This is a genomic window from Companilactobacillus sp. HBUAS59699, assembly GCF_036913575.1.
Taxonomy (GTDB): domain Bacteria; phylum Bacillota; class Bacilli; order Lactobacillales; family Lactobacillaceae; genus Companilactobacillus.
The window spans coordinates 290,836-306,578 of record NZ_JAYKTV010000003.1; the positions used below are offsets into that span (position 1 = coordinate 290,836).

General features: G+C 38.1%; 20 protein-coding genes. 16 read left to right on the forward strand and 4 right to left on the reverse strand.

Annotated features, from left to right (window positions below; genetic code table 11):
• Window positions 1–7 precede the first annotated feature (7 nt).
• Together U8519_RS07875 and U8519_RS07880 are read left to right on the forward strand one after the other, a co-directional pair.
• The gene (locus U8519_RS07875; protein ID WP_334329773.1) at window positions 8–373 is read left to right on the forward strand and encodes an iron-sulfur cluster biosynthesis family protein; all 366 of its coding nucleotides are present in this window, start codon (window positions 8–10) and stop codon (window positions 371–373) included.
• Window positions 374–386: 13 nt separating this feature from the next.
• The gene (locus U8519_RS07880; protein ID WP_334329774.1) at window positions 387–776 is read left to right on the forward strand and encodes an iron-sulfur cluster biosynthesis family protein; all 390 of its coding nucleotides are present in this window, start codon (window positions 387–389) and stop codon (window positions 774–776) included.
• A gap of 273 nt (window positions 777–1,049) precedes the next feature.
• Here U8519_RS07880 and U8519_RS07885 read toward each other — a convergent pair whose 3' ends face one another.
• Entirely contained in the window at window positions 1,050–2,435 is a 1,386-nt protein-coding gene (locus U8519_RS07885) for a hemolysin family protein (protein ID WP_334329775.1), read from the reverse strand.
• A gap of 195 nt (window positions 2,436–2,630) precedes the next feature.
• Here U8519_RS07885 and U8519_RS07890 point away from each other — a divergent pair, with 195 nt between their 5' ends.
• The 8 genes from U8519_RS07890 (at window position 2,631) to U8519_RS07925 (ending at window position 6,791) form a co-directional block, all read left to right on the forward strand.
• Window positions 2,631–3,176: a hypothetical protein gene (locus U8519_RS07890; RefSeq protein ID WP_334329776.1), complete on the forward strand. Its 546-nt coding sequence runs from the start codon at window positions 2,631–2,633 to the stop codon at window positions 3,174–3,176.
• 324 nt (window positions 3,177–3,500) lie between these two features.
• The gene (gene gnd, locus U8519_RS07895; protein WP_334329777.1) at window positions 3,501–4,400 is read left to right on the forward strand and encodes a phosphogluconate dehydrogenase (NAD(+)-dependent, decarboxylating); all 900 of its coding nucleotides are present in this window, start codon (window positions 3,501–3,503) and stop codon (window positions 4,398–4,400) included.
• Window positions 4,401–4,697: 297 nt separating this feature from the next.
• Complete coding sequence (locus U8519_RS07900; protein ID WP_334329778.1) at window positions 4,698–5,111, forward strand: fluoride efflux transporter FluC; 414 nt, start codon at window positions 4,698–4,700, stop codon at window positions 5,109–5,111.
• Window positions 5,108–5,449, forward strand: coding sequence for a FluC/FEX family fluoride channel (locus U8519_RS07905; protein ID WP_334329779.1), 342 nt, complete (start codon window positions 5,108–5,110; stop codon window positions 5,447–5,449). Before U8519_RS07900 ends, U8519_RS07905 begins: the two co-directional genes overlap by 4 nt.
• 18 nt (window positions 5,450–5,467) lie before the next feature.
• Window positions 5,468–5,896, forward strand: coding sequence for a DUF805 domain-containing protein (locus U8519_RS07910; RefSeq protein ID WP_334329780.1), 429 nt, complete (start codon window positions 5,468–5,470; stop codon window positions 5,894–5,896).
• Window position 5,897: 1 nt separating this feature from the next.
• Window positions 5,898–6,095, forward strand: coding sequence for a DUF6440 family protein (locus U8519_RS07915; RefSeq protein WP_334329781.1), 198 nt, complete (start codon window positions 5,898–5,900; stop codon window positions 6,093–6,095).
• Window positions 6,096–6,207: 112 nt separating this feature from the next.
• Window positions 6,208–6,450, forward strand: coding sequence for an AbrB/MazE/SpoVT family DNA-binding domain-containing protein (locus U8519_RS07920; RefSeq protein WP_334329782.1), 243 nt, complete (start codon window positions 6,208–6,210; stop codon window positions 6,448–6,450).
• Window positions 6,451–6,476: 26 nt separating this feature from the next.
• On the forward strand, window positions 6,477–6,791 hold the full coding sequence (locus U8519_RS07925; protein WP_442892137.1) for a type II toxin-antitoxin system PemK/MazF family toxin: 315 nt from the start codon (window positions 6,477–6,479) through the stop codon (window positions 6,789–6,791).
• A gap of 38 nt (window positions 6,792–6,829) precedes the next feature.
• On the opposite strand, the gene U8519_RS07930 is transcribed toward U8519_RS07925, so the two are convergent.
• Window positions 6,830–7,693 carry an NAD(P)-dependent oxidoreductase gene (locus U8519_RS07930; protein ID WP_334329784.1) on the reverse strand — a complete coding sequence of 288 codons (864 nt, stop codon included), beginning with the start codon at window positions 7,691–7,693 and terminating at the stop codon, window positions 6,830–6,832.
• Window positions 7,694–7,815: 122 nt separating this feature from the next.
• Between U8519_RS07930 and U8519_RS07935 the strand changes: the two genes are divergently transcribed.
• Complete coding sequence (locus U8519_RS07935) at window positions 7,816–8,667, forward strand: YitT family protein (protein WP_334329785.1); 852 nt, start codon at window positions 7,816–7,818, stop codon at window positions 8,665–8,667.
• A 129-nt stretch (window positions 8,668–8,796) separates the two neighbouring features.
• Window positions 8,797–11,262: a KxYKxGKxW signal peptide domain-containing protein gene (locus U8519_RS07940; protein ID WP_334329786.1), complete on the forward strand. Its 2,466-nt coding sequence runs from the start codon at window positions 8,797–8,799 to the stop codon at window positions 11,260–11,262.
• Between the two features lie 57 nt (window positions 11,263–11,319).
• On the opposite strand, the gene U8519_RS07945 is transcribed toward U8519_RS07940, so the two are convergent.
• Window positions 11,320–11,961, reverse strand: a complete 642-nt coding sequence (locus U8519_RS07945; protein ID WP_334329787.1) for an SDR family oxidoreductase — start codon at window positions 11,959–11,961, stop codon at window positions 11,320–11,322.
• 121 nt (window positions 11,962–12,082) lie between these two features.
• On the opposite strand from U8519_RS07945, the gene U8519_RS07950 reads away from it, so the two are divergent.
• Window positions 12,083–12,844 carry a flavodoxin family protein gene (locus U8519_RS07950; RefSeq protein WP_334329788.1) on the forward strand — a complete coding sequence of 254 codons (762 nt, stop codon included), beginning with the start codon at window positions 12,083–12,085 and terminating at the stop codon, window positions 12,842–12,844.
• A gap of 198 nt (window positions 12,845–13,042) precedes the next feature.
• Here the strand turns inward: U8519_RS07950 and tpx are convergent, their stop codons facing one another.
• Window positions 13,043–13,537: a thiol peroxidase gene (gene tpx / locus U8519_RS07955; RefSeq protein WP_334329789.1), complete on the reverse strand. Its 495-nt coding sequence runs from the start codon at window positions 13,535–13,537 to the stop codon at window positions 13,043–13,045.
• 94 nt (window positions 13,538–13,631) lie between these two features.
• On the opposite strand from tpx, the gene U8519_RS07960 reads away from it, so the two are divergent.
• The 3 genes from U8519_RS07960 (at window position 13,632) to U8519_RS07970 (ending at window position 15,588) form a co-directional block, all read left to right on the forward strand.
• Window positions 13,632–14,285 carry a nitroreductase gene (locus U8519_RS07960; RefSeq protein ID WP_334329790.1) on the forward strand — a complete coding sequence of 218 codons (654 nt, stop codon included), beginning with the start codon at window positions 13,632–13,634 and terminating at the stop codon, window positions 14,283–14,285.
• Window positions 14,286–14,507: 222 nt separating this feature from the next.
• Entirely contained in the window at window positions 14,508–14,882 is a 375-nt protein-coding gene (locus U8519_RS07965; protein ID WP_334329791.1) for a hypothetical protein, read from the forward strand.
• Window positions 14,875–15,588, forward strand: a complete 714-nt coding sequence (locus tag U8519_RS07970; protein WP_334329792.1) for a helix-turn-helix domain-containing protein — start codon at window positions 14,875–14,877, stop codon at window positions 15,586–15,588. Before U8519_RS07965 ends, U8519_RS07970 begins: the two co-directional genes overlap by 8 nt.
• The last annotated feature ends 155 nt before the right edge of the window (window positions 15,589–15,743 follow it).

The following is a 15,743-nucleotide window of genomic DNA, read 5'->3' on the forward strand; positions in this document are numbered from 1 at the left end:
ATAGTATATGAAAATTGAACTTACAAGTGAAGCAAAGACCAAATTACAATCATATGTTGATGACGGTAAGAAGATCATCTTGGACTTAGATGATGGCCTAGGTCGTTTCTCAGGTGAAGGTGACTGTGCTTTGATCACTAAGTTTAGAATCATTGCAGTAAGCGCCGATGAAGATTTGTCTGATTATACGATCACTCTTGATAGCGACATTGGTAAGATTTACTACAAGCAAAGCGCTGAAGACTTCATTGACGACGGTTTGAAGCTTGATGTGAACCCTAAGACACAATTGTTGGTCTTCAAGAACTCCAAGGAAATCATCGATAACAGTGTCAACATCATTGACTACGATATTGTTAAGGCAAATTCCTAAGGAGCACGTAATAATGGCAAGAATTGAAATGACTAATGAAGTTAAACAAAAACTACAACCATACGTTGACGCTGGCAAGGTGTTATTGCTGGATCTCGACAATGGCTTAGGACCATATTCTGATGAAGGTAATTGTGCGTTGGTAACGAAGTTTAGATTTATTGCTATCGATCCTGATGCACCGAAGTCAGATTACGAGATCACACTAGATAGTGATCTTGGTCCGATCTACTTTAAGAAGATTGCTGACGATTATATTCAAAAAGACATGCAATTGGAAGTAAATCCTAAGACACATATGATCGTGTTCAAGAATGCTCGTGAGCTTGTTGACGGTGCGGTCAATATTGTTGATTGGGATGCTGTTAAGGCTAATACTGTTAGTATGGGCGGCGGATGCTAGTCGTCTACTTTTTGTCGTCTACGGTTGAAAATGAAAAAGCCTGCTGTGGGACCGTTTGGAGCCATGGCCTCCAAACTCGATTTTGAACTTCGCTAAACCCGCGAATTTCAAAATTCGTCCTGTGCTGTAAGAACGAGAAGTTCGCTCGCTCTAACACCACTGTCACTGCTGGCTTTTTTCATTTTCAACCTCCGACTGTTTTATGTTTGGTTGATAAAAATTTAAATGAATTCTAAAAAAGGACCTCGCATTTTTGCGGGTCCTTTTTTTCAACTATTCTTTCAAATTATCAACGTCAGTTAATGATGCTAGGTTATCTTGTTTGGTAACGGCATTTTTGTCAATTGTAACTTTGAACCAATTTACGAATCCGTGATCGAATTCTACTACTTTGAACTTGAAATTATCCATGGTGAATTCGAAGCCTTTGTTGATATTAGGATACTTCTCGATGATATAACCACCGATAGTTATAATATCTGACTCTTGGAATTCGGGAATATCGGTTCTGAAGTAACGTTCGAAGTCATAGAGTGTTGTCTTACCAGAAACGTTATAACTGTTGTCGTCATTCTTAACGATGTACTCATCAGAAACATCATCGATCTCGTCTTTGACAGTTCCGAACAATTCTTCGTAGATATCCTTATCAGTAACGATACCACTGGTACCACCGTATTCATCGACAACAACGACGATAGGTGTTTGTTTCTTGATCATCTTCGATAAGATATCTTGGATAGGCATTGTTTCGGGAACGGTATTGACTGATCTTAAGATACGGCTGATACCGATCTCACCATCGACTTGATTTTGGCGGACGATGTCATAAGCGTAGACATAACCTAGGACCTTATCCTTATCATTGTCAGCAACGACTGGGAATCTTGAGAAACCTTGTTGTAAGTAATCTTTCAACACGTCTTTGACCTTGTCAGTGATATCAACAACATACAGACTAGTACGATCGACCATGATATCCTTGGCAACTTTGTCATTCAATTCGAAGGCACGTTGCATGAAGACGACATCGTTTTGATCCATATCACCGCCTTGAACGGCAGACTTGGAAAGACGAAGGATCTCAGATTGTGAGAAGACTTCGTTTTCTGAGTCAGCCGGCTTCAAGCCCATCAACTTGACGATTCCAGAAGCTGAAGTATTCAACAACCAGACGAATGGATAAACTGATAAGTGAAAGATACGCATTGGCGTTACTGTCAGCATCAACATTTTTAGCGGCATATCTATAGAAACATTCTTAGGAACGATCTCAGTAAGTACAACTTCTAAATAAGTAAGAAGTAGAACACCGATGATAGAACCTAGTGCGTGAAGGCCACCACTACCATTAGATAGGTGGATGATTCCGAAGAAATCGACCAACAAATACTCGATCGTACTTTCACCGATCCAGCCTAAGATGATACCAGCGATACTAGTACCAACTTGCGTAGTAGATAGGTATTCATTCAAATTGTTTACCATCATTAATGCACGTTTCAACTTCTTAGGGTTTCCCTCGCCCTTGGAGATAGCATCTTCTAGTTGACTAGGACGAGTCTGTACTAAGGCAAACTCGGCAGCCACGAAGAAGAACGCGAAGATGAACGTAATTAAAATTATGATTAAGTTAGTTGTTATAGTGGAACTTGACAATATATCATTTCCCCTTTTCTTTAGTAAGAAGAATTATACACCTAAAGCAGTACAATCTATCTCAAGTATAACAATATTTTTGACAAAATATAGTGATTACTAACTATAACACTTCACATCTGTGATTTGGTGGTTGAAAGTCTTGCACTTTATTTTTATAATTGAAATATTAGAAACATATCGGGGGAAATACTTTTGAGTAAAGCAAAGAGCAGTAAATTTTTAACGCCTGCCAAGGCAGCCGAAGGTTTGGGGATCAGCGTTGCAACATTGCGTAAGTATTCATTGATCGTTGAACATACCACAGGTAATACAGATTACTTCGAACGCAACAGCCAAAATAATCGCTTATATACAGCTAAGAATATAGAAGATTTCAAGCAAATGGTTGAACTAGGTCATAGACCAAAGATGACCTTAGATTCAGCTGCCAAGCAGATTTTCCCAGTTGCGGAAGGTGCAAATAAAGAATCTGACAGTAGCGACGTTGAAATTACTGAATTGAAGAAAACTCTTGAAGATCTAAGATCAAACGATAAGAAGAAGGACGAAGAAATCGCTGATTTGAAGCAAAAATTAGCTGATGCCAAAGAAGAAAAAGACAGCCTTCAAAGCCAATTCGATCGTTATAAAGAAGAAAATAAAAAGAACCAAGATGCCGTGATCAAAGAAAAAGTGAACGAACAAGTTCATGAAGATAATGAGAAGAGCGGACATTGGTGGAATAGGTTTGTAAAGTAGAGAGTGGAAAAAGCCGGGAGATTCTGAGCACTGCCTAAGATAGTGGAGGTATCACGAAGTGATGCATTCACTATCTGTAGCAGGCGCAGGAATCTGGCTTTTGTAACTCGTTTTAAGTAGAGAGTGGAGAAAGGGCGCTCAGACCTTGAGCAACTCGTTTTGGTAGAGAGCAGAAAAGTCCATAAATTTACCCGCTTTCAAAAAAATTATAAAGAATCTGCGCATTCATTTTTTTGAATGCGCTTTTAATATGCAAAGATATTTCAAATGCAGGAACATTACCGTATACTATTTAATGGCGTAAAAAATCTAGGAGGATTTATTTTGAAGTTAGCAATGATTGGTCTCGGCAAGATGGGTATCAACTTGACTGAGAATTTAATTAGAAACAATAATGAAGTAGTGGCATTCGATTTGAATGAAGATGCTAAAAAGAGCGCAACAAAACTTGGTGCAACTGTTGTTGATAGTCTAGAAGATGCAGTGAAGAACTTAGAAGCTCCACGTATTGTCTGGGTTATGTTGCCAGCAGGAAAACCTGCAAATTCAACGATTGACACATTAAGTGAATTGCTAGATCAAAATGATATTGTGATCGATGGTGGAAATTCATTCTTTGAAGATTCATTAAAGCACAATGAAATTCTTAAAAACAAAGGCATCAAATTCTTTGATGTCGGTACATCTGGTGGTATGAGTGGTGCTAACCGTGATGGTAACTTCATGATCGGTGGCGATGACGCTGAATTGTTCAGTTACATCGAACCTATCTTTAAGGGAATCGCTGCTAAAGATGGTTACTTATACACAGGTAAAGCCGGAAGTGGTCACTACTTGAAGATGGTCCACAATGGTATCGAATACGGTGAAATGCAAGCCATTGCCGAAGGATTCGACGTATTATCACATAGCCCATTCGAGTATGACAACGAAGCCGTAGCCAAAGTTTGGTCACACGGTTCAGTTATCCGTGGATGGTTGATGGAATTAGTAGAAAATGCCTTCTCTAAAGATCCTAAGTTGGATGAAATCAAAGGTGTGATGCATTCATCAGGTGAAGGTAAGTGGACATTGGACGAAGCCTTGAAGCTACAAGTCCCAACACCAGTTATCGCAGCCGCATTAATGATGCGTTACCGTTCATTAGAGAACGATACAATGTCAGGAAAAGTCGTTGCCGCACTTCGTAATGAGTTCGGTGGACATGATATGGATAAGAAGTAGAGATTGGAAAAAGCCGGGAGATTCTGAGCACTGCCTAAGATAGTGGAGGTATCACGAAGTGATGCATTCACTATCTGTAGCAGGCGCAGTAATCTGGCTTTTGCAACTCGTTTTGATTAGAGAGTGGAGGAAAACGGGAACTCCTGAGCATTACCTAGGATAATGAAGGTGCCAACGAAGTTGGTGCATTTATTATCCGTAGTAAGCGGAGGGAGTTGTTTTCTGCAACTCGTTTCAAAAAAGCCGGGATTTATCCCGGCTTTTTTTGTGCTATTCTATAAGAATTGGAGTGAGGAAATGCAAAAATTAAAGACCTTTTCAATTATTTTTATTGGAGCTTTTATCGGTAGCAATCTTCGTTATGGAGAGGGATTATTGTTCAAATCAACCAGCGGCTTCCCGTATGGAACGTTAGTCGCAAATCTAAGTGGTGCACTGATTTTGCCGTTCTTGATCCATTATTTACAAGATCGGTATCACTTATCATCAAGAATTATTCTGGCATTGAGTACCGGGCTGTTGGGATCGTACACAACTTTTTCCACATTTACCGCTGATACATACAAGCTTTACCAAGCAGGTAACTGGACGATGTTGATAACTTATCTGACCATCACCATCGTTGGTGGATTCATCTGTGCATTACTTGGCAACTACTGGGCGGCAACACGTGCCTTTATCGACTATGCAGGGAGGCAGAAGAAGCGATGAGTTTTTTGTTAGTAGGCTTTGGCGCTAGTATTGGCGCCTTCTTTCGCAATGAATTAACAGCTTTGTCACAGCGGATCAAAATCGACTTTCCAGTTATAACTTTGTTGATAAATATTTTTGGTGCTTTATTCTTAGGGATATTCACAGCCAACATTCATGGCGGTGGATTATTATTATTTTTGGGGACAGGATTTTGCGGTGGATTCACCACTTATGGCACCTTGAATATGGAATTGAGCCAGTTGTGGTTCCAGCGAAAATTTTTCAGATGTTTCTTATATTTTGCTTTAACGTATATTATTGGTATATTAGGATTTATAATTGGAATACATATTTAGTAACTAGGAAGGCATTCGATGAAGAATAAAGAAATTTGGAATGAAAGTAATAGACCTAACATAATTAATTCGACGAAGTTATATTTTCAAGATATGTTCGTCGGGGCAAAGCGAATGAGCCGAGCTGATTTTTGGTGGGGATTGTTTGGAATGACCTTGATTGCGGCCGTTTTGATGGGGTTATTCGGGTGGTTAGTGACGATCATGCCCATCAATGATTTCTATTGGAGCTCTGTTTGGTCAATTGCTATGGTTATGACATTTGGATATTACATTATTTCAATTTGGACCGCCTCGATCCGCCGCCTGCACGATCGTAATTTGCGTGGCTGGTGGATGTTGAGCTTTATTTTACCTGGGATCGGTGAGCTGATCATGATAATTCTGACTTGCTTACCACAACGCAACGAGAATAATAATTGGGCAAAATTTGTGGAGGACAAGTAATATGTTTAACAAGAACAAAGAAGAAGAACGCTTCGAAGTTAAGTCAGCTAAATCAAATGGAGCACAGATGATGGACATCATCACTGACAAAACCACAGGAGTTCAGTATATTCTGGGGGTCTATCCAGGAATGGGATCAGGGATGACCGTGCTTGTGGATAAAGACGGTAAGCCGTTGTTGAATCCGGAATATTTATAGATAAATTAGAGAAGGGGATTCGCATTTGCGAATCCCCTTTTACTTGAGCAATAAAGATGTTTTAGTATTTATTTTATGTTATAACTTGTTATACAAGATTGGAGGAATCAACATGATGGATTTGTCTGGTAAGGAAGTTAAAGTCAGAAAGATTGGGAATTCGGAAGGAGTTATTTTACCAAAAGAACTTATTTCGAATAATAAGAGTTACAGAATATATTCAGATGAAGATGGGATTTTGACTTTAATACCAAATAGAAAAAGCGTATTTGATAATCCAAATTTTGATAAAAAAGATTTTGCGATTCCTAGTGATGATGGTCCAACTATAATGGAAAGTGAGTTGAATGATTAGTGTACCCTCAAAAAGGTGATGTGATAATGATTGACTTTGATCCGCAACGAGGAAATGAAATTACTAAAAGAAGACCTGCTCTTGTAGTATCAAGCTCTAAATATAATAAGTACACTGACAGAGTTGCTGTAATGCCAATTACACATGCAAATTCTAGAATAAAAGTTCCAAGTTTAATTAAATATCTTGGAACTAATGTTGATGGTTATATAGATACACTTCAAATATATACATTGGACTATGGTGCAAGAAGATGGAAGTATCTTGAACATGTTCAAAGCAGCGTTTTAATTAAGGCTATAAATGCAATTCAAACTGATATTTTAGGAATATTTGGATAATTAAAAAGGAGATTCGCATATGCAAATCTCCTTTTCAATTACCACCATAACTTAATCAATGCTTGTGTACCATCATTACCCAAATCTTTTTCATCAACTAGTTTTTCATAAAGTGCTTTAGCTTGCTTAGTTGCTGGTAGATCAAGATTCATCTTTTCACTTTCTTCAAGTGCGATCCGCAAGTCCTTCAAGAAATGCTTAGAATAGAATCCTGGCTTGAAGTCGCCAGCAAGCACACGAGGTCCATAATTATCAAGGCTCCAGTTGTTAGCACTGCCGCCGCTGACAGTCTTAAGAATTGCGTCCATGTCGAGTCCGGCCGCCTTAGCGTAGACGAACATTTCTGTCATACCGGTCATTGTTCCGGCAATCATGATCTGATTGGCCATCTTAGCATGTTGACCAGCACCGTATGAACCGAAGTAGTGGTTAGTCTGACCGATAATATCGAATATAGGAACTAATTCATCGAAGGCTTTCTTGGAACCGCCGACCATGATAGTTAGTTTACCGTCACGAGCACCGACATCACCACCAGATACTGGTGCGTCTAATGTTTCGACGTTGATTTTTTCAGCTTTTTCACCGATTTCTTTGGCAAGTGTTGGTGTACTTGTAGTCATATCGACGATGATCTTGCCTGAAGTCAGTCCAGCGAAGACACCGTTGTCTTTGAAATAAACATCCTTAACGTCTTGAGGGAATCCGACCATTGAGAAGATGATGTCGGAATTTTCAGCGACATCTTTTGGACTGGATAACCACTTGGCACCTTTTTTGAGTAGAGGTTCGGCCTTTGATTCGGTACGAGTGTAAATATTTATCTCGTAATTGGCTTTTAGAAGATTATTAATGATTCCAGAACCCATGACACCTGTTCCTATGAAACCTAATTTTTTCATAAATATGAATCCTCCTGTAATTTACTTACTAATTTTATTATAGCGTATTAATAATGATAGGCTTTTAGGTTTGCCTGATATATAATCAAAATTAAGAAGTCTATAGAAGTAGGGGTGATTCCATGGAATTCATCAAAAACTATTATAAAAGTATTTTTGCGGCGTTACTTTACGGATTGACCTCGGCGTTGGGTGTTCAATTGCTCTTGCAACCAGCCAAATTGTATACAGCTGGAGTTATGGGTGCTTCCCAATTGATCGTTAACTTGATCGAACAATTTTCACATGTAAATACTCAAGTTTATCTGTGGTATGCCATCTTGAACGTGCCACTGATAATCTTGTCTTGGTTGAAGTTAGGTAAGAAGTTCACCATTTTATCGATGATCTCAATTGTTTCTGCGTCAGTCTTTATTTTGTTTGTGCCACTGCATCCCATTACGAACGATCCCATGCTTGCTGCAATATTCGGTGGAATCATGACAGGTATTGGTATCGGAGTTTGTTTTAGAGCCGGATTCTCGACTGGTGGAACGGATATTATTGCCCTGATCGTGCAGAAGAGTACCGGTCGGACAGTTGGTCAAGTCAGCTTCGTAGTTAATGCCATCATTATTACCATTGCTGGAATCGTCTTTGGATGGGAGTTGGCACTGTACAGTATCGTTTCTATCTATGTTTGTAACATGATCGTGGATAAGATGTACTTGCAACAACAGAAGATCACCGTCGTTGTTTATTCACACAAAGTAGACGAGATGTCGCAGGTACTGATGAAGTCGATCAATCGTGGTATCACACTCGATCATACCTTGACCGGAGCTTATTCTGGCGAACCTATCGGGTCGTTGACAATGGTCTTGACTAAGTATGAATTGTTCTTCGCCAAAAAAATCATTTTGCAGATCGATGAAAATGCCTTTATCAATATTCAGCCAACGGTTGGAATTATGGGTAAGTTCAATGATAATTAAATGGCGTATTGCCAAGTAAAATAAGAATCCCTAAAGGGAGGCCTAATCGGTCTCTCTTTTTGTTTACTAAATATTATTATTTTTATTTATATGGGTTATTATTAAATTAATAAATAGGGAGGGATAATTATGAGATTTCAACAGTTAAAGAAAGAGCCAAATTCTGTATTGAGGAAGAAATTATATAAGTCTGGGAAAAATTGGGTTATAAAAGCAACATTAGCTTTTGTAGGTGGGCTAACGTTATTAGGTTTCTCTACATTGAATGTTGTTAATGCTGATGATGTTCAATCTGACCAATCGACTCAACCCGTTCAGCAGACGCAGAAAGTTCAAACAACCCAAGAAAATAGTGATTCTGCAACAACCACTGGTAGTTCTGATACTATGGCAACACAAAATATCAATGATGCGGATAATTCTAGTAATTCGTCTAATGGGCAAATCAGTGGAAGTAAGACCAAGGTGTCTGCTATGCCAGCATCGATAACTCCCGATACACAACAAGCTGCTGATTCTCAAGCCACTTATACAATCACATATACAGACGCCAATGGGACACCATTAATTTATAATGGTGCACCAATCACGACTACTGTAACAGGAAAGGTTGGTAGCAATGTGCCCGTTCCAACGCTAGGTAGTTTAACAGATGAAAGTCCATTAGGAAAAAGAGTAGCAGGATACGCTGTTAGTGCTGTCAATACATCTAATGGTGATGGAACTATCACCATTCAAGATGGTGGAGGTAATTTGAGTGTTGTAGTACCTAAGTTAGATGACGCGCAGGTGACAGTATATGAGCATGATGAAGCAGGTAATAATATTGGATCTCAGGATGGTACTGAAGTAAATATACCAATGTATGGAACAGTTGACCCAAGTACATATTCATTTGATAACTTTTTGAAAAATAGAACCCTTGATATGTATGCTTCCACAGTTTATATGAAGTCTAAGGATGGTAGTTATAAAGAATCACCGCAATCATTTGCAAACTATACGTCTAACCATAGTATTAGTGCTACTGACTTAAAGTCAATATCTCAGGCAATTATTTCTACAGTCAGTTCTGAAATTAATTTAAGCCCGATTTCAGATTATTTTTCAGATATGAATTGGATTATTGATGCAAAATATTTAGATGTTACTACTTCGGATCAAGATGTCACTTATAAGATTCAATACATTGGCGATGATGGCACAATTTTGTATACTTCAGATAAAACTTTTACAGGTAAAGTGGGCAGCGTACCTAGTGTATCAACACTAAGTGATATTGGAGAAGTACGCGTAGGGTATGCAGGATATAGTGTTGAACCTATGTCACGATTAACCGATGATAACAATCAAATTTATCAAGTAAAAGTTCCATCAATTAGTCCTAGAAAGATGATAATCAACGAGGTTGATCAATCAGGCAAAGTATTGGGGCAAAAAGTTTTAGTTCATCAAGTCTACGCGAATGATTTTGATAATTACACATTAGATGATCTCATTTCAGACAGACAGTTTAATTTTGATAAATCTACAGTTGGTGTACAATATGGAAAAACATTAGCAATTAATGGTGTTCCAATTTCAGGTATGTTTAATTATGATAATCCTGATGACCCTTATTATATTGACAAGAGTTCTTTGAGTTCAGTAAATTTAGTAATGGATAATTTTGTAAAACTAATGAGCGGTGAAATGAATCCTGGGAATAATCTAGATTCAAGTGCAGGAAAAGATTATGTTATGAATATGGTATTTGGTGATGCCAAAAAAATGACTGTTGGTATTTCTGAAAAGGATGAGAATGGTAAGAGTTTAAATGATGGAACAGAATTAGATTTTCCAATCAATTCATCAGTTGATGATTATACTTGGAACAGTTCAGTTTCCGGCAGGGAAGTAGACTGGTCTAATGCTAATAATACAATGACAGATAGCGATGGTAACACATCATCCATTAGTGATATTGCTCAAAAGTTAGGCATTGATTTAACTGATCAAACGACTTTGGGAGATTTCATATCTAAGTTTGTTCAAACTACTATTGGTGGAGAAGTAAATGACTTTGCGAATGCTGATAAGGGCTATACTTTTAATGTTGTGTATAAAGCAGCACCTTCTTCAGGTGGTAGTTCGTCTAGCTCATCACATCATAATTCATCTGAATCTGATGAAAACACCGACACTAATACAAACACCACAACTAAAAAATTACAAAACGTTGCTACAACTACCAAAGTGGTAAATGTGTTCGACAAAAACGGCAAGCTTGTCGGCAATCGTGCTCTAGGTATCAACACAAGTTGGTTCAGTGACGAGATTCATACCGTTGATGGTACTGAGTATTACCGTGTTGCGACCGGTGAATTTGCCAAAGCAGCTGATGTTTATGTTTACGTTGGACAAAAGGGCATCGTGCAAGTAAATAGTAATCAAATGGGATACTTGGTTGATTATCAAGGTCATATGATCACTAATCGTGCGTTGAAACCTTCAAGTGACTGGATCACTGATAGATATACCATTATCAATGGTGAGAAGTACTATCGTGTTGCTACGAATGAATTCATTAATGCTTCGTATGTTTCTTTCATTTAATTAGTCAGAAAAAAGAGATTATAAAAAGGAAGCCAAACGGCTTCCTTTTTGTGTATATTAGTTAAACGCACTATCAATCGGTGTATCACCACTAGCAATATTGTACTCTTTGCCAATTGTGTTAGGATTCTTGATAATGGCCGTCAATGATTTTGCCACGTCGATTCTAGGAACGCTGCCTGATTCATCATTGCCAAGCAATTTGACTTTGCCAGTTGTTTCTTCATCTGTCAAAGCACCGGGGTGAATGATCGTATAATCGAGGTCAGTTCCGCGAAGGTGTTCGTCAGCGTAATGTTTGGCGATCATGTAAGGCTTGATACCGGAAGCATCCCACTTGTCACGATTGTCACTGAAGATCGAACTTACCATAATGTAACGTTTGATCCCAAGAGATTCAGCGACCATCATTGTCTTGACCGCACCGTCGAGGTCGATTTGAAGTGTCATGTCATATCCGGCGCCACCAGCACCAGCGGAGAAGACGATGACGTCAGCACCGGAGTCTTTGATCGACTTGTGGATATCCTCAAGTGAAGCTGTCAAGTCGATGAATTGAGTTGGGATGTTGTTAGCCTCGAAGGCATCGATTTGTTTTTGACTACGTAGACCAGCGACAAAATCAATGTTGTTAGATTGTAATTCGCCTATCAGCAAGTGTCCAACTTTTCCATGGGCACCAATTATTAGGACTTTCATTGATATAATTCCTCCTTTTGATATGTTACCGTTAATTTAACCATACCAATATTAATTCTATTTTGCCACTGATATGAATTTGTCTATAATATTAGGTAACGCAGAGGGAGGTTGTACTATATTGAAAATATTAGGAATCCTAGCATCTCATCAGGAGCATGGTATCAATGCCAAACTGTTAGATGCTGTTCTGAGTAACGTTGATTCAGGCGTCGAAACCGAAACAATTTTTTTGGAAGACTACGATATCACACCTCACAAGTACCACGAGAAGAACGAAGTGCTTGATAACTTGTCGGATAAATTATCCGAGAGTGACGTCTGGGTCTTTGCGGCACCAACTTATTGGCGCGAGTTATCAGGAGTTCTGAAGAACTTCTTCGACTGCATGCGCCCCAAGTTTGTTTACTTCAAGCCCAATGGCGATACGATACCTGGCCAATTCAAGAATAAGCATTATTTGAGTATCACATCTTGTTACGTCAGCACTTTAGAAAACTTCGTCACCGGTGTAACTGACGAGAGCTTCAAGACGATCGACCGTGTTATGTCAGCTGCTGGTGTCATTAAGACCGGTGAGATAGTTTTGCCAGGGACATTCGGAATGAAAGAAATACCTGAGAGCAAGTTGAAATTGTGTGCGAAGTACGGTCACAAGATTTCTCAACGTAAACGAAAGGACGATTCGACATTGAAAAGATATATTCAGCTATTCTTCATGATCGCCGTGATGGCATTGATCACCATGGGCATTCAATTACCGCTAAAACAAATTATGCCTGACAACTTCTGGACAGACTATATAAGCTTCACGATTATCTTCTTCGTATTATTAGGGTCGATACTGCATTTTGTAACCTTTGTTAAACATCGCAGAAGATAACAAGAGAAGTTTCAAATGATCTGTGTTATATTATGAGTGTACAAAAAATAGAGATGTTATTCGCATCTCTCCTGACAGCCAAGTGGTGGCTAAACTTATTTTGGAGACTGTAGATCGTTAACCTGCCAAAGTTAACAGCGATCTACTTTTTTTGTTGCTTCATATACCAAAAAAGCCGGCAATCAGCCGGCTTTTTGCTTAGTTCATTTGATCTACTTGATCTAATACTTTGTCATAATTAGGTTCGTTAGTTTGAACTTTCAAAATTTCTGAGTAAAGAATTTGCTTATTTGTGTCCACAACCCAAACAGAACGTGCTAAAATACCTAAATCGGGAATTAATAGGTTAGATTTTTTACCGAAATCTTGGTCAACATCTGAGAGCATCTTCATATTCTTAACGCCTTCAGCTGCACACCAGTGCGATTGTTCTTCAACTGTATTCTTAGAAATAGTTACGAAGTTGATCTCACTGTGTCCGCCGACTTCAGTGTTGAAGTGCTTTGTTTGAATGCTGCATACTCGTGTGTTAATGTCAGGAACGACGCTGATCAGCAGTGGCTTGTCGATCAAGTCATTGAGAGTAACCTTGTTGCCATCCTTGTCGAGTACTGTGAAGTCAGGGAATTGATCACCAACAGATAATGGTGTACCAATAGTAGTAACTGTGTTGCCTTTGAAATCTAAGTCCATAAAAATTCACACCTTTCCGATAGTTTACGTGTTAATAATACTATTATAGTTTAAAATGGATTGAAGTCCTAAAAATAAGATTGAAGGTATTGTTTTGGGGAAAAACCTGATTTACAAAAGAAGATCGATTCGTTCATTTAGTGACGAAGAAGTATCTGACAGTTTAATAGAAGAAATAATCAAAGATGCTAGTCATGCTCCATCATGGCAAAACTCACAACCTTGGCATGTTTATGTTGCTAAGGACGAAGTGTTGGAACGCATCAGGTCATCATATAAGAATGCACAGAAGAATAATCTGCCTAGTGATCCAGATTTGACGACACCACATCGTGCTGATAGATCTGAATTGTCGTTGAAGAATATTGATCATTGGAGCGATTCAGTGAAGAGTGCGATTGGGGATGAAGGTACTAGTGATCCAGAGTTCCAAGAAGCACGTGCTGATCTATATCATGCGCCAGCCATCGCATTCTTGACTGCCAGCAATAAGGCAAGTGAATTCACACTCTTTGACCTCGGATCATTCGGTCAGACGTTGATGTTGTCAGCTGCCAGTTGGGGAATTGGCACTATTCCAGCGTACAGCTTGGTTGCTTATCCGGATATCTTGAAGAAGGAATTGTTGATACCTGATAATCAAGAATTAGTTGTTGGTATTGCCATGGGATATCCCGACAACAGTAAGTTGAATTGTATCAGGACTGATCGGACTGATGTTGGTAATATATTGGATATCCGTAAGTAGTTGTGCTTCCGGGAAAAAACAAAAAAGCCGCTGTGGGACCGCCTGGAGCTAAAATCTCCAGGCTCGATGTTGAACTTCGTACCGAATTTCAACATAACTATCACTGCGGGCTTTTTTGTTTTTACCTCTGATTTATGACTTTTTTTAAAATCAAATGTTATTGATGAGTAACAAAATGTGATATTATGATAATGAAAAAATATAGGGTATAGGTATTGATTTGTGATCAGCCGGGAAAAGGTAAATGAAGAACTTCAGAATATTTTTAGCCGTAGGAATGAATGGCGTTTAAGCATGCGACCAAAGAATTTAGAAACTTTATCTCGACTGGCTATTGATGAAAAGATAGCTTTTGAAATTTTGGTAGATAATTTAACATGGAAAAATTATATCTCTGGTCCAAAGCCGGATAATCATATGCCGCCTTCTACCGGAGATATTTGGATATTTGGCATAAATATAAATTCCGAAGAATGTTATTTAAAGTTTCAAGATAAACCTAATGGCATTGTGATTTGGATATCATATCATATTGCCCTTTATCCGTTACATTACCCGTTGTTAATACAAGAAGAAAGGAATGAGGACAATGGCTAATAAAAAAAGATTTTATAATTACGAAAAAGATACTACTGAAATATATGTTGAAGTAAAGAAAATGGAAGTAGTTACTGTTAGAAATGTCACTGATCTTCTTGTAGAACATAGGTATTGGAAAGATTCAAATGGAGAACTTTGGGGTGATTTTGATAATCCTATGGAAAATGTGTATGCTGACTTTCATGCTTATAGAAAAAAAGTTGGATACATGGAACCATCTGAAATAAAGCAACTAAGAAAGAAATTAAATTTATCTACTAGATCGTTTGCCGATAAAATAGGAATAAGTTACACAACATTGTCTAATATAGAGAATAATCATATTATTCAAAATAGTTATCAAAATGTGCTATTTTCATGGTCGCTTGAATTTTACGAATTAATGTGTAGTTTGCCAAAAAGTACGGCTAATGGTGGTAATAGGAGCATCGAGTCTTTTCCTACTATTGAAGAATATAAAAAATATTTGGGTTATTTAAGTTCTAATGATATCAGAACCATTAGAAAAAAATTAAATCTTGATATAAGAACTTTTTCTAAGAAATTGGGAATAAGTCCTGCGACCTTAGATGAAATCGAAAATAATCATAAGGTACAGAATAAATATCAGGAGATATTATTTGAATGGGCCAATAAGTTTTATGAAATATATGGTTATTTACCATCAAAAGATGATACGGAGTTGAAAAGAAGATACATGTAAAAAAAGTGATTATGAGCCAAAACTCATAACCACTTTTTTTACGTACAATTCAAATATAAAAAATAACACTAGCCGGAGATTGAAAAAGAGTAAGCCTGCAGTGCTAGTGGAATTAGCGATTTATCGCTTAGTCCACTGACGTATTTTTAAATTTG

Coding starts and splice junctions, on each gene's coding strand:
- U8519_RS07875 (WP_334329773.1), top strand. CDS start 8: ATGAAAATTGAACTTACAAGTGAAGCAAAGACCAAATTACAATCATAT.
- U8519_RS07880 (WP_334329774.1), top strand. CDS start 387: ATGGCAAGAATTGAAATGACTAATGAAGTTAAACAAAAACTACAACCA.
- U8519_RS07900 (WP_334329778.1), top strand. CDS start 4,698: ATGCAAAAATTAAAGACCTTTTCAATTATTTTTATTGGAGCTTTTATC.
- U8519_RS07905 (WP_334329779.1), top strand. CDS start 5,108: ATGAGTTTTTTGTTAGTAGGCTTTGGCGCTAGTATTGGCGCCTTCTTT.
- U8519_RS07910 (WP_334329780.1), top strand. CDS start 5,468: ATGAAGAATAAAGAAATTTGGAATGAAAGTAATAGACCTAACATAATT.
- U8519_RS07915 (WP_334329781.1), top strand. CDS start 5,898: ATGTTTAACAAGAACAAAGAAGAAGAACGCTTCGAAGTTAAGTCAGCT.
- U8519_RS07920 (WP_334329782.1), top strand. CDS start 6,208: ATGATGGATTTGTCTGGTAAGGAAGTTAAAGTCAGAAAGATTGGGAAT.
- U8519_RS07925 (WP_442892137.1), top strand. CDS start 6,477: ATGATTGACTTTGATCCGCAACGAGGAAATGAAATTACTAAAAGAAGA.
- U8519_RS07930 (WP_334329784.1), bottom strand. CDS start 7,693: ATGAAAAAATTAGGTTTCATAGGAACAGGTGTCATGGGTTCTGGAATC.
- U8519_RS07935 (WP_334329785.1), top strand. CDS start 7,816: ATGGAATTCATCAAAAACTATTATAAAAGTATTTTTGCGGCGTTACTT.
- U8519_RS07940 (WP_334329786.1), top strand. CDS start 8,797: ATGAGATTTCAACAGTTAAAGAAAGAGCCAAATTCTGTATTGAGGAAG.
- U8519_RS07945 (WP_334329787.1), bottom strand. CDS start 11,961: ATGAAAGTCCTAATAATTGGTGCCCATGGAAAAGTTGGACACTTGCTG.
- tpx (WP_334329789.1), bottom strand. CDS start 13,537: ATGGACTTAGATTTCAAAGGCAACACAGTTACTACTATTGGTACACCA.
- U8519_RS07970 (WP_334329792.1), top strand. CDS start 14,875: ATGGCTAATAAAAAAAGATTTTATAATTACGAAAAAGATACTACTGAA.